This window comes from Nonomuraea sp. NPDC005692, assembly GCF_040631115.1.
Taxonomy (GTDB): domain Bacteria; phylum Actinomycetota; class Actinomycetes; order Streptosporangiales; family Streptosporangiaceae; genus Nonomuraea.
Map to the genome: position 1 here is coordinate 117,283 of NZ_JBEXYU010000029.1, position 13,960 is coordinate 131,242.

Below are 13,960 nucleotides of genomic sequence, written 5' to 3' on the forward strand. Positions count from 1 at the left end.
CGCTCAGCTCTCCTCTGCGGCCCAGACGGAGTTCATCAGACCCCCCGAGACCGCGTTGACGATTGATCTGTCCCTGTCCGGCACGATCCGGGCCAGCATGCCGCCCAGCCGCAGGCCGAAGAGCATCGGGCTGAACACCGCCGTCCCGTGGAGCATGGTCGGCGTGGCGTCGGCTTCGTACAGGACGGGCAGTTCCACCGGGTCGGGGCGGCAGAACTCCTGCGCCACATAGGTCTTCGACCGTTCGGCGTGTGACAGCGCACGTTCCCACTCCTCCGGAGTGACATCGCGGCCCATCACGACGCCGGCGGCCCCGTACCTGTTCGACGGCTTGAGCACGAACCGGTGCTGTTCCTGCCGCAACAGCGTCAGCAGGTCGTGCGAACGGCCTGCCCAGCGGACGGAGGAGTCGCGGACCTCACGGGTCCACGGCAGGTGGCGCGCCACGAACTCACCGTCCCGCGCGGACAGGCGCTGCTCGTCGGCGTCCGTGCTCAGCCAGGCCAGCGCGAGCTTGGACGCGAAGAGCGACCCTGCCTCGGGCGACAGGACGAGGACGCGGTCGGCGGCCAGGGCCTCGCGCACCGGCGACAGGTCCAGGCCCTCTTCCTCCGCGTCCGCGGTGACGAACATACGCAGCACCGTGCCGACGGGACCGCGGTGGGAGTGCAGCCGGCCGGCATGGGCCGCGAACTGTCCCGGGAGCGCGAAATACGCGTCCAGCCCTGCTCTGTTCAGGTCGTCGAGGACGTCGGCGAAGTACTCCTCCGCCCCGAACCCCTTCTCGGCCCAGCCCATGACCGCGACCGGCCCTGGATCGCCGTGGAAGGCCGCGGACGCCGCCGCCACCGCCCGGCTGCGCGGCGGCAACGGCTCCAGCACCTCGGCGCGCGGCAGGAGTCCGGCGGTCTCGGCGTTGCCGAGCAGGTGCCGCCGGTAGAGCCGGTTGAGCGCCGCCACCTGTTCCGGCCCCGCGATGGCGGAGTTGATGTTGAACTCCACGAATCTGGGTGTGCCCGAACTGATCACGATGTCGGGACGTACCGAGTCTGCCGCGAACCTGTTCTGCCACTCGCTCTCCGTGAGCAGGGACTCCGCGGGACGCTCATAGCGCAGCAGCCTCTCCAGTTCGGCGACGCCGCCGGCTCTGGCCTCGCACGTCCTGATGAGCAGCCGTACGAACCGCGCGGTGATCTGCGCCAGGTGCGTGACCTCCGCCGCGGGCAGGTACAGGGGGCGAAGGGGGATCGGCGCGGCAGGGTGCCGATACGGACCGATCTTCATGACCTCCTCGACGCGGTCGGCGAGCCACCGCCCCCAGGAGCCGCCGTCCCGGCTGTCCAGCAGGTACGCGTCCAGTTTCGCTGCGACCATCACACCTTCTCCGGCTGTTGGGCGTCGAGCATGGCCCGACGGGCGAGGACTGCGGGAAGCAGCACCAGAGCCACGGCGCTCAGCCCGCCCATGGACAACAGGCCGATCGCCGGACCCCCGGCCTGGCTGACCAGTCCGGCGACGGCCGGGCCCAGCGGCAGCAGCCCCCACGCCACAGTGCGGTAGGCGGCGTTGCTGCGTCCGAGGACCGAGGACGGCAGGCTGCGCTGCCGGTAGGAGACCGTCACCACGTTCCACACGATGACGGCGATGCTGTAACCGGTGATCGCCACGGAACAACCGAGAAACGTGCGGAAGAAGAAGGGCAGCACCAGGCTGACCGACGCGAGCACACGGGCGAAGACGATCAGCGCGGCGCGCGACACCCGCGACACGAGGGCCGGCATGCAGGCGGCGGCCAGCACGCCGCCGACGGAGCCGATCGAGTAGACGAGGCCGAACTCGAAGCTGGTGAGGTGCACCGGTCCTGGACCGAGCGCGAAGAGGCTGAGCATGGCCTGCCAGCCGGCGAAGGAGACCGCACCGAACCCCGTCATGACCAGGAAGACCCGCAACAGCGGCTCGGACCAGACCGTGCGCACGCCTTTGAGGAACTCTGCCCGCAGCCGGCCGTGCGATGTGGTGTCGGGACGGAGGGGTGGCAACCGCAGGCCGAGCAGGCCCGCGACGAGATAGCACGCGGCGGCTCCGGTCAGCGCGACAGCCGGGCCGACACCCGCGATCAGACCGCCGAGAGCCGGACCGGCCATGCCGTGCAGGGACTCCGCGAGCAGCGTCTGGCGCGAGTTCGCCTTCTCCAGCGCTTCGCGCTGCACCAGCCTCGGCAGGGCGGTCTGCGCGGCGATGTCGTAGTACACCTCGCAGACGCCGATCAGCCCGGCGGCGACGATGACCAAGGCGAGCGGCAGGTGATCCAGGACGAGCAGGCCGGCGAGCACAACCATGATCGCGCAGCGGACGGCGTTGGCGCTGATCATCAGCACCCGTAACGGACTCCGGTCGGCGTGCACGCCGACCGGGGTCGCGAGCAGGGACCATGGCAGGGTCCTGGCCAGCGCCACGGCGCCCAGGGCGATCGGCGAGTGCGTCAGCGAGACCGTGACGATGGGCAGCAGGACGAGGCTGACGCCGTCGGCGACATTCGCGAACCCGAACGCGACCAGCAGCCGGGACAGCCAGGAGCCGCCGGCCCGCGACGGCTCCACGGCCGTGTCACTCACCGGCCGCCACGACGCATCCGAATGACAACCCGTCCCGGCTCCTGACCAGCCGGCCCGCGTCGTTGACCCCAGGCTGCTTGGTGTAGCAGCCGCCGCTGCGCTCCATGACCTGGAAGGGGCCGAGGAGCACAGGCGCGAGAACGTCGCGGATCTCCTCGCGCTCCAGGTCCCAGTAGGTCAGCGGCCAAGGGTCGGGATCGACGGCCTCCTGCACGACGTAGTCGCCCGCCCGTACGGCCTCCTTCACCACGCGCTCCCATTCGCCTGCCGGAGTACGGTCTCCGAGGACCACTCCGCGCGAGCCGAAGGCGTTGCTCGGCTTGAGCACGGCCCGCTCCCGATGGTTGGCGGTCCATTCGGCGACGTCCACGACCTCTCCGCCGCGGCGGGCGGGCTCCTCCGCGAGCCTCGCCGTCCAGGGCACGAAGTCGAGGAGACGCTCCTGGTCCGGCGGCAGGTCGGTCCGCTGGAACAGGTCGGCGACGAGAACCTTGCTGGTGAACAGCGCGGCGGGCTGGCCTCCGAAGAGGGCCACGCCGCTGCGTTCGAGCGCGGCCAGCTTGTCGGCGTGCTCGAGGACCACCCGCTCGGAGGCCATGAAGTACTTGACGGCGGCAGGGTAGGTGTTGCCCCGCCAGTGCAGGGCGTCGTCGCCGACCTCTGCCTCGTCGAAGGGGACGAAGTCGCAGCTCAGCCCGTTCGCCGAGTGGTGGGCCGCCTCCAGCTCGAAGGCCCGCAGCGAGCCCTCGTCCCCGTCCCGCGCGAACCCCAGCAGGGCCAGCCTGGCCGTGCCGGGCGGCAGGTGGTCCTTGACCCAGGCCAGCCGCGCGGCGAACACCGACTGCGTCGTGATGCCGTGCGCGCGGCGCGTGTCGATCCCCGGAGCCGATTCCATCAGGGCGCGGGTCAGGACCGGCGTGGACGTGGCGCCGTTGAGGCACGCCCCGAAGTTGAACTCCAGAAACCGCGGACGGCCGTCCTCGACCAGCACGTCCGCGCGCGAGCAGCCGAGCACCCGGTTCAGCGGCTGGCGGCCGGGCAGGAACCAGCGCGCCTCCGGGGGCACCCCGACGTGATCGGCGAGCCGGTTCAGGTCTTCCCCCGCGACATGCGTGGCCTGCGCCACCACCAGCTGTTCCAACTGGCCCGTCAGCGTGTCCAGCAGCCGCCCGGCGGCGGCCTCGATCACGAACGGCTGCAGGGGGACCAGGCCGGTGTGCTGCCAGATGCCCAGCTCGCGGCAGGACTCCTCGATGTCCCGCGCGAGCTTGCGCAGGTCGTCGGCGGGCAGGGCGTGGATCCGCCGTCTCCAGTCGTCGTGCGCCTGGCAGGGGCGCAGCGGAGAGGGCGAGGGGTGAGGTGGTGAATGTTCCATCAAGGTCGCCGATCGATGCTCGAGTGGTTGTTGTTTCCTTGTTCCACGCGCAGGCGGGCCGTGCGGGCCACGCGTTGCCGCACGCGAGTGTGATCGTAGGACGGCACGCCCTCGCGCTGCGCGTCGAAACCGGCAGCCAGGGCCCGCACCGTGCGTGTCTCGTAGACCAGGTGCGCCGGGAGCGGGGCCGCGAGCATCTGGGACGCCCGCGCCGAGACGGTCAGGATGGACAGGGAATGCGCCCCGAGTTCGAACAGGTCCGCCTCGACGTCCAGACTCTCCAGGGCCAGGACGTCCTGCCACAGTTCGAGCAGAACGTCCTCGGTACGCGTCGTCGGCCCGCCGCGCGCGCTGTGCATGGCGGCGGCCATGCTCCTGAGCGCCTCGAAGTCCGTCTTCCCCTGGGGCGTCGCCGGCACCGCGGCCACCGAGAGGATGCGTGCGGGCACCATGTAGTCGGGAACCCTGCCGGCCACGAACTGGCGCAGCGCGGCACCGTCGAGGCCGGCGGGTTCGACCGCCGCGCAGAGCAGCGGGCCGTTCGCGGTCCTGACGTCGAAGGCGACCGCCTGCCGTACGTCCGGATGCTGGCGGAGCACGCTCTCCACGTCGCTCGGTTCGAGCCTGAAGCCCCTGACCTTGAGCTGGCGGTCGAGCCTGCCCAGGTAGTCGAAGTCGCCCGACGGCAGCAGCCGGGCCCCGTCACCCGTGCGATATCCACGGCGGCCGTACTCCTGGGGCAGCGAGATGAAACGCGCAGAGGTCAGTGTCTCGTCCCCGACATACCCGTCGGCGAGCCCGCTCCCCGTGACGATGAGCTCGCCGGGCATCCCCGGCGCCACCGGGTGCAGCCCGTCGGCCAGGACCACCGCACCTGAGCCGTCACGAGGCGGGCCGATGGGCAGCTTCCGCTCGTACCCGTGGGCCGGGTCGTACCGGTAGCAGCACGAGTAGACCGTGTTCTCGGTCGGACCATAGCCGTTGACCAGGCTCTCCGGCGGCACGGACGCCGCCGCCCGCCTGAAGTGCTGAGCCGGCACGGCCTCACCGCCGACGACGAGATGCCGCATGAGCTTCAGCTTGGGCAGACCCGCGGAGAGCAACTGGGCGAACAACGTCGTGGCGATGAAGCCCACGGTGATCTCGTGGTCGAGCAGCGCGCGGCCCAGCGCCTCCGGGGTGGCGAGCTCCTGCTCGGTGGGAGCGACGAGGGTGGCGCCGTTCGCCAGCGCGCCCCACAGCTCCCACGCGGCGGGGTCGAAGGACGAGTTGGTCACCAGCATCAGACGGTCGTGCTCGTCGATGGGCAACGTACGTCGTCCCAGCACGAGAGCGCAGATGGCGGCCTGCGACACCTGCACGAGCTTGGCCGGACCGGTGCTGCCCGACGTCGGCATGATGTACGCCGGCGCGTCGTCGGAGCGTGCGCGGCCGGGATCGGCGGCTCCGGCGGGAGAACCCGGCGCGATGTCGTCGACGATGACGACCTCACAACCGTCGAGATCCAGGTCGCGCGCCAGCGCGGCGGACGTGACGCACATCCGGATCCCGTTGTTGCGGACCAGCGCGGGCAGCCGCGTCGTCGCGTGCTCCGGCGTCAACGGCAGGTACGCGTGCCCGGCCAGGAGACAGGCGAGAAACGTCGCGACCAGGTCCGGGCTCTTGGCGAGCACCACGGCGATCCCCGGAGTCGGCGGGACCGGCTGCAGCGTCACGGCGATGTCCTGCGCTCGCTGCCAGAGTTCGGCGTAGGTCGTCGCCCGGCCGTCATGTTCGACCGCCGTCTTCCCGGGCCGCCGGCCGACCCAGCCTGCGACCGCCTCGACCAGGCTCCGCGTGCCCGTCGGCTCGGCGCTCTGTGCCGATGCGAGCACCAGGGCGCGTTCCGCCGGGGTCAGGTAGGGCAGGGCGTCGATGGGCTCGTCGGGCTCTTCCAGGGCCGATCGCAGGAACGCGGACAAGGCGTCGGCGAAGGTCCTCACCGCACCGTCCAGGCAGGCACTGGAGTCGCCCACCACCGTGACCTCCCAGCCGGCCGCCGTACCGGGCGCACGGCGCACGAACACGGTCAGGTCGTACATCGTGTTCGTGGGATACCGCTCGGCACAAGGGAGGAATCGGATCTCGCCGGTGTCGACCGGCTCCGGCGTCACCTCTTCCACCAGGACGATCCCGGGCGATCCATTCTGGGTGCGGCCCGGCAGCGTATGCAGGATCTCCTCGTAGCCGAGCGTGGCGTGATCAAGCGCTTCGGCGGTCGTCGCCGCCACCTGCTCCACGTAGGACCTGAACGTCAGCTGTTTCAGGCCGGACAGGGGAAGCTCGTCGTTGATCGGCAGCAGGGTCACGTACAGTCCCATCCCGTCCACCGCGCCTGCTTCCTCGCGCCGTGACCGGGCGAGGCACACGGTGTTGGCCGGGGTGCCGGCCCGCAGCCGGGACAGGGCCTTGAGCCCCGACAGGAACACGGTCATCGGTGTCGCGCCCGTCGTGCGCGACAGCTCCCTGAGGCCGGTGAGCGCCTCGGCCGCGATGGTGAAGGAGAAGGACTCCTGGCGTACGGGCCGGCTCTGCGTGACGTCGGCGTCGAATCGGCCGGGAAGCGCGGAACGCGTCAGGTCGGCGGCCGACAGCCGCTCCCGCCAATACGCCTCCGTCTCGGCCCGCGCCTGCCCGCCGCCGTCCCGGCCGGGTCGCAGGACCGCCGGACCTGGCACCTCTTCGCGCGGCAGGCTGCCGTCGTAGGCGCGGGCCAGCTCTGACTGGAGGATGGCCGCCGACTCGCCGTCGAAGACGGTGTGATCGGCGGCGAACGCGAAGACGGCCGTGTCGGGGCCCTGGAGCAGTTCCGCCGCCCAGCACTCCGTCCTGAGGTCGAAGCGACGCTCGCCGAGCCGCGCGACCCGCAGGCTCGCCGACTCGCGGCTCTCGACCCGGCGAAGCGAGAGAGCGCCGCACGCCGCCTCGGCGACCCGCTGCCCGAGCCGACCGGTGTCGTCCATGAAGAACGTGGTGCGCAGGGACGCGTGACGTGCCACCACCACCGAGAGGGCCTCCGCGAAGCGAGCGCCGTCGACCGGGCCCTCGATCTCCATGGTGAAGAGCACGGCGGTCAGCGACGACGACGGATGCAGCTCACGCCAGGCCCACACACCCGCCTGCTCCATCGTGGCCGGGTGCTCGCCCGAGACGCGTTCGGACGGTGTGCCGGCCGAGGCCCGCACGGGCTCGGCCAGGAGTGCGCGGATAGTCCTGCGTCGCAGGATCGCCCCGCCGGTGACGGGAACGCCCATGCTCCGCAGCCGCGTGGCCAGCTGCACCGCGTCGGTGGACGTGCCGCCGAGCCGCTGGAACTCGTCGTCGACGCCGATCCGGTCCACGTCGAGCTGTTCGGCCCACACCGCGGCCACCTGCCTGGCCTCCGGTGTCTCCGGCGGCGTGTACGGCAGATCGGCGGGACGGGTTCCGACCAGCGAAGAGAGCGCCGCGACATCGACCTTGCCGTTCGCGGACAGCGGCCATGCGGAGACGACGAGCACCCGGCTGGGCGACAGATGCCGCGGCAGCCGCTCGCTGACGAATGCGAGCAGCGCGGCCTCGTCGACGGGTCCCGAGGCTTCCACGGCGCAGACCAGCCTGTGCTTGCCGCCGGCGGTCTCCGTCGTGAAGGCCACGGCACGCCGGACGAGCGGGTGCTCCGTCATCGCGAGTTCGGTCTCGGCAGGCTCGACGCGGAACCCGTCGATCTTGACCTGCTGATCACGGCGGCCCACGAACTCCAGCAGGCCCTGCTCGGCCAGCCTGCCGTAGTCGCCCGTCCGATACGTTCTCATCCCGTGCAGCACGGTGAAGCCGCCTTGGTCGGCTCCCAGGTAGCCCCGGGCGACCGCGGCTCCTGACACGACGATCTCGCCGATCTCCCCCGGGGCGACCTCCGCCCCGCTCTCGTCGAGCAGCCGGACGACGGTGCCGGCGACCGGCCGTCCGATGGGCACGCGCCGGTGGGAGCCGGACCGCTCGACCAGGTGGAGCGTCGCCGTGACGGTCGTCTCCGTGGGGCCGTAGCCGTTCACGATCCGCAGCCGGGGCTGGGTGTCGAGCAGGCGGCCCAGCAGCCGCCGGGGAATCGGCTCCACACCCACCAGCATTCTCTCCAGCGCCGCCGGCTGCCGCTCGGCCTCCGCGACCAGGCCGGTCAACAGGGCCGGTGGCACATAGGCGCTGTGCACGCGTTCGCGGACCAGGAATCTCCACAGTTCCCCCGCGTCGAGGACGGCCGTCTCGGGCGGCACCACGAGGGTGCCCCCGTAGGCAAGGGCCGAGAAGACCTCCCACATGGACACGTCGAAACTCAGCGGAGCCAGCAGTGAGCCTCTGAAGCCTTCGTCGCACGGAGCCAGGTCGTGGAAGGAGGCCAGCATGTTGAGCAGGCTGTCCTCGTCGACGAGTACGCCCTTGGGCCGGCCCGTGGATCCCGAGGTGAACATCGCGTACACGAGTGCGGCGCCGGAGTCGGCGTCCGGTGCGGCGGCGCGGGGCTTGGGGGCCACCTGAGGGCAGGGGATCAACCGACCCTGATCCGCGTCCAGGACCACTGGGCTGCCGAGTTCTTGCAGCATGAGATCGCGCCGGCGGGCGGACAGCGAAGGGTCGATCCTGCAGAAACCGGCGCCCGCCGCCAGAACCCCGATCATGGAGACGACCGTGGTGCCGTGCTGTCCGCCGAGGATGCCCAGCAGATCGCCGGGGCGGATCCCCGCGGTCGCGAGCCGGTCCGCCAGAGCGTGGGCATCGCGTTCGAGTTCGCGGTACGTCCAGGAGCGGGCCGGCGTGACCAGCGCCTGCGCGGCCGGCCGGGTTCGCGAGTGGTCGAGGATCGTTTCCAGCAGCCTCTGCCGCCTACGGGGAGTGTTCACAGGGGATCCCTCGCTGTCTGCTCGCCTTCGTCGCCGACGGGGGAGGTCAGCCGTGCTGCGAGACGTTCACCGGTGGACGCGACGTTGCGGGGAACCGTTCCGCCGGGCCCCGCCGCCGCGAAAGTGTTGAGATATCGCGTCATGTCCTCCAGGACGGTCACGATGGTCGTCTCCCGATACGACCCGCGGTCGAAGAGGGCCCGGATCCGGAGTTCGCCGTCTGCCACCTGGAACTCCACGGCGAGGGGAAACTTCGCCGTGGCAGGCGGCCGGAGGTCGAGCGGCTCCAGCAGCGCGTCACCGTCCTGGCCGTCGAACATGGTCGCGATGACGCTGAAGGCCGCGGAACGCGCGTCCGGGTGGCGTTGCACGACCGGAAGTACGTCCAGGAACGGGATGTCGGCGTTGCCCATCGCGTCCACCAGCCGTTGCCGCGTCTCCGCCAGGTTCTCCCCGAACGAGATCCGCTGCCGCGACCTCAGCCGGAGCAGCACCGGGTCCACCAGCAGCCCGACGATGCTCTCATGCTGCGGAAGCGGGCGCTTGGAGACGTTGGTGGCGATCACCACCTCGTCGGTGCGGCACCAGCGGCACAGTGCGGCGGCGAGTGCGGACAGGGCGGCGGCGAACAGCGTCGCCCCTTCGATCGCGAGAATCTCCTGAAGGCCGACCAGGGCGGCCGGCCGCACGGAACGGGTGACCTGGCCGACGCCGTCCCGTGTGTCGTCGTCCCCCTCGTCGGCGGGCGGCAGGGTGGGGACGGCCGCACGAAGGGTCTCGCGCCAGAAGCCCAGCTGCCGCGCATGGTCACCGCTGCGGCGGAACGCCTGTTCCCAGGCGACGTAGTCACCGTAGTCGCCCGCGGCGGGGGTGCCGTGCCCGCCTGAGAGCCGCGCCGAGAGTGATCCGGCGATGAGATCGGTGGACCATGCGTCGACGGAGATGTGGTGGCAGACGAAGACGACTCGCCAGCGTTCGCCGTCGCCCCGGAGCAGGACCCGGGTCGAGGCCGCCGCCAGGTCGAACGGCCGGGAGACGAACTCCTGGACGAGATCGCCCGGCTCGCCGTCCGCCACGTGCACGGTGACGGGCACGGCGGACACCGGGATCGTGGTTCGCCGGGTGATGCCCGCCCGGTCGGTGCGGAAGGCCGCGCGAAGCGAGGCATGCTCGTCCAGGACGGCCTCCACGGCCGCCCGCAGGTCCTGCTCCGAGACCGTCCGGTGCACCGTCCAGCCGAACGGCACGTTGTAGGCGTCGGTGCCGCCGCCGAGCTGGTTCTCGTAGAACAGGCGCTCCTGCATCGTGGACAGAGCGCCGCGGTCGAGGTCGGCGCCCGACGGCCCGCCGGAGCCCGGCGTGGGCTGCGCGGCCGTCAGCAGGGCGCTGGCCTGCCGGGGCGTACGGCAGGCCACGAGCTGCGCCAGCGTGACCTCCTCCCGCAGACGCGGACGCAGCCGGGCCGCGAGCCGCATCATCTGCAAAGAGTCCATCCCGATGGCGAGGAAGGTCTCATCGGCCGTCACGCCGGCGTGCCCGGTGACAGCCCGGGTCGCGGCCAGCGTCGCCTCGAGCGCATCAGAGTGGTCCGGGCCGCCGTCGTGCTCGACGAGACTGCTCGCCACGGCGAGCAGGTCCCGGCGGATGGTCCGGAGACGGTCCTCGACCCGCTCGGTGGCCGGCGCGACCACGCTCGACCGCGTGCACAGGCTGGCCTGCAGCAGCCGCGCTCCTTCCTCCCTGCTCAGCCCGCGAGCGCTCGGCCGGCCGTCGTGCGACCAGCCATCCCACTGGATCGAGATCCACGGGCGGGCCGTCCGGGCGGTCTCCACCTGGGCCAGCGCGTCCAGGAAGGCGTTCGCGCTGACGTACGGGGCGAAGGCGCGAGCGCCGGTGACCACGGACAGGGACGAGTACATGGCCACGAAGTCGTGGTCGACGTGCACGAGTTCATCGGCGAGGTACCGGGCGCCGAGCACCTTCGCCTCGACGGTGGCCAGGGCGGCCTCGGCGGACACCGTGGCCAGGTCCTGGAAACTCTCCCTGTGCGTGTCCCCCGCCAGGTGGAAGATGCCGTCGATGCGGCCTTCGCCGTCGGCGACCTCCTTGAGCAGCCGCTTGAGGTCCTCTCGGTCCGTGCAGTCCGCCGTGACCCACTCGACGCGTGAGCCGGACTCCTGGATGCGCCGTTCGGCGGCCACCACGGCCGGCGCCTTGGGCGCGCGCGCACTCCGCCCCGCCAGCACGACACGCGCCCGGGTCTGCTCGCAGATCGCCTCGGCGAGGCCGATCCCGAGGTTTCCCGTGCCGCCGAGCACGAGATACGTGCCGCCACGGCGCAGCAGACTCGGATTCACGGCCTGCACGGACCGGAAGGTGCGTTGATACGCCGATCTCCCGCGCCAGGCCCGGTCCTCCTGGTGGCGAGCCGCCAGGTGCCGGAGGATCCGGTCGGCCTCGGCCTGGACGCTCGCCCCGCCGTGCGGGTCCAGGTCGAGAATCGACGACTGGAGGCCGAGGATCTCATGAGGGGCGCATCTGGCCACTCCGAGCAGGCCGCAGGCGTACGGATCGGGCAGTTCGCCGGGCAGCACCGCGAAGGCGCCCCGGGTGACCAGCACGAGGGCAGAGGTGTCGGCGCGTAGCGCTCGCGCGGGGTCGAGCAGCGTGTCCCGCAGCCACGAGGACAAGGCGAAGTCCTCCCGCTCCGCGGGATCCGCCTGCACCACGACCACCGCGTTTCCCGACGTGTCCCGTCCGGTGACGTCGATCGCGGCGACGTGGTCCCGCAGGGCCCGCGCGAGCGGGCCGTCGCCGACCACCCGCACCTCCGCCGGTATGAGGGGGCGGTCCGCTCGGGTCTCCGGTCTCGGCACCCAATGCGCCTCCTCCAGGACACAGCGGCCGAACCTGGCACGGGGCGCGTCGTCCTCGTCGAGGTCGTGCACCCAGTACGACTGCCGTTCGAAGGGGTAGGCGGGCAGGACGGCGATCGCCCCTTTTGCCGACCCGTTCACCGCGTCCCAGTCGACGTCGTGCCCGGCGACCCACAAGGTCGCGACGTCCGCGAGCAACCCCGGCAGGCAGCCGCCGGGATGCGACATGGTGGCCGTCAGCGCGAGTTCCCCGGTCGTCTCCGCACCGCTGCCGAGGTCGAGGACGTAGCCCTCGCCGTAGGGCTGATCCGCGACGCGGGCGGCGGCCGTGCCCGGCGTGCCGAGGACGGCGTCCACGCATCGATCGAGGTCGATGTCACCGCGAAGCAGCAGCGGCAGCGGGTCACCCGGCAGACCGCGGAAGGAGGTGACGTGGATGCCGAACGACTCCAGCAGCCTGGCGAAGGCGAGGACGATCCCGAGGCGTGCGACGGCCCGCAGCCGGGGGGTGTCCGCGTCGCGTGTCATGGCGTCCGGGGCGACCCGCGCGGCCTCGGCGACCTTCTCCCAGGCCGCGCGGGCGACCGGGTAGCGGTCGAGGAGCTCGCCGAAGTCCCGTCGCAGAGGTTCTCCCATCGCCGGAAGGGCCACGGTGAGCTCTCCGCGCACCTGGTCAGGTGCGCCGGACACACGCAGGTTCACGCCACCGTCCTGGACGATCACCGACCGCCAGGGGTGGTGACGCCTCCCCCGAGCGAGCGTGTGCAGCACGTCGAGGTCGGGACCGGCGGCGCCGATGTGATCGAGAACGCGTCTCTCCAGCGGCGGGAGTGCCGACGCCTTGGGTGCTGACAGGGGAAGAGCCGCCGGTGCACCGGCGGCCGGCCGCCGCACCGGCCTCGTGGCGGGCGCCTGCTCGACGACGACGTGGGCGTTCGTCCCGCCGACACCGAACGAGCTGACGCCCGCGCGGCGAACGGCGGCGGTCCACGGCCGGGCGTTGACCGGGAACGTGAAGGCGGACGTGTGCGCGGGAAAGTCGGGGGGCGGCGCGACGAAGTTCCGTAGCGGCGGCTGGACCCCTCGCTGCACGCACAACGCGGCCTTGATCAGGCCGACGATGCCTGCCGCCCGGTCGAGGTGACCGAAGTTGGCCTTCAGCGACCCGATCGCGCAGAACCCGGTCGCGCGGGTGAGCGCGCCGAAGGCGTCCTGAGCCGCGGCCAGCTCGATGGCGTCGCCCAGCCGGGTGCCGGTGCCATGGGTCTCCAGATAGCCGATGCTCTCGGCCGGCACCTGTGCTCGCGCCATGGCCGTGAGCAGGGCGTCGGCCTGTCCCCGGCGGCTGGGGGCGAGAAAGCTGGACTTGCCGGCTCCGTCGTTGTTGACCGCCGACGCGCGGATGACGGCGTGGATGATCCGGCGCTGCTCCCAGGCGTCCTGGAGCCGCTGCAGGACGACGACACCCGCGCCGTTGCCGGGAACCGCGCCGTTGGCGGCAACGTCGAAGGGCCGGCAGACGCCGTCGGGTGCGGAGATCATTCCTTCTTCGAAGACGTACCCGTTCTCCAGGTCCAGGTTGACCGTCACGCCGCCGGCGAGGGCGACGTCGACGTTGCCCGCCAGCAGGCTCTCGACGGCGAGGTGCACGGCGACGAGCGAAGAGGAACAGCCGGTCTGCACGTTGATCGCTTCGCCCTGCAGGTTCAGCAGGTAACTGACGCGAGTGGCCAGGAAGTCGGGCTCGTTGCTGGTCAGCACCTGGTAGCGGGCGGCCTCGGACCCGGCGGGCCGCACCCGGTAGCTGCTGGGCGCCGCGGCGGCGTACACGCCGGCCAGCAGGTCGGGGTCGGGTGCCACTCCGGCCTGGTCGAGCGCCTGCCAGCACAGTTCGAGGAAGACGCGGTGCTGGGGATCGAGGATCTCCGCCTCCGCGGGGCTCAGTCCGAACGCCGCGGCGTCGAAGAGGTCGACGTCGGGAAGCAGTCCGGCTGTGGTGACCCGCGACGGTTGCCCCGCCGCGGGCGCCCATGACGTCGTCGCCTCCCCACCGGCCTCACAGACGGCCCAGAAGGACTCGAGATCCGGCGCCGACGGGGCTCTCACCGCCATGCCGACGATGGCCACACTGTTCGGAGGAAAGCTGGAAAGAATGGGATCCATGATGTCGTCCTCGGG

General features: G+C 71.6%; 5 protein-coding genes. All 5 read right to left on the bottom strand.

Annotated features, from left to right (window positions below; all coding sequences use genetic code 11):
* Window positions 1-3: 3 nt before the first annotated feature.
* The 5 genes from ABZ459_RS40310 to ABZ459_RS40330 are packed head-to-tail and all read right to left on the bottom strand — an operon-like array spanning window position 4 to window position 13,945.
* Window positions 4-1,374: a hypothetical protein gene (locus tag ABZ459_RS40310; RefSeq protein WP_357982434.1), complete on the bottom strand. Its 1,371-nt coding sequence runs from the start codon at window positions 1,372-1,374 to the stop codon at window positions 4-6.
* Window positions 1,374-2,615 carry an MFS transporter gene (locus ABZ459_RS40315; protein WP_357982437.1) on the bottom strand — a complete coding sequence of 414 codons (1,242 nt, stop codon included), beginning with the start codon at window positions 2,613-2,615 and terminating at the stop codon, window positions 1,374-1,376. The genes ABZ459_RS40310 and ABZ459_RS40315 overlap by 1 nt, the downstream gene beginning before the upstream one ends.
* Window positions 2,608-3,990: a hypothetical protein gene (locus tag ABZ459_RS40320; protein ID WP_357982440.1), complete on the bottom strand. Its 1,383-nt coding sequence runs from the start codon at window positions 3,988-3,990 to the stop codon at window positions 2,608-2,610. The genes ABZ459_RS40315 and ABZ459_RS40320 overlap by 8 nt, the downstream gene beginning before the upstream one ends.
* Window positions 3,990-8,906, bottom strand: a complete 4,917-nt coding sequence (locus ABZ459_RS40325) for an amino acid adenylation domain-containing protein (protein WP_357982443.1) — start codon at window positions 8,904-8,906, stop codon at window positions 3,990-3,992. The genes ABZ459_RS40320 and ABZ459_RS40325 overlap by 1 nt, the downstream gene beginning before the upstream one ends.
* Window positions 8,903-13,945, bottom strand: a complete 5,043-nt coding sequence (locus ABZ459_RS40330; RefSeq protein WP_357982446.1) for an SDR family NAD(P)-dependent oxidoreductase — start codon at window positions 13,943-13,945, stop codon at window positions 8,903-8,905. The genes ABZ459_RS40325 and ABZ459_RS40330 overlap by 4 nt, the downstream gene beginning before the upstream one ends.
* Between the last annotated feature and the right edge of the window lie 15 nt (window positions 13,946-13,960).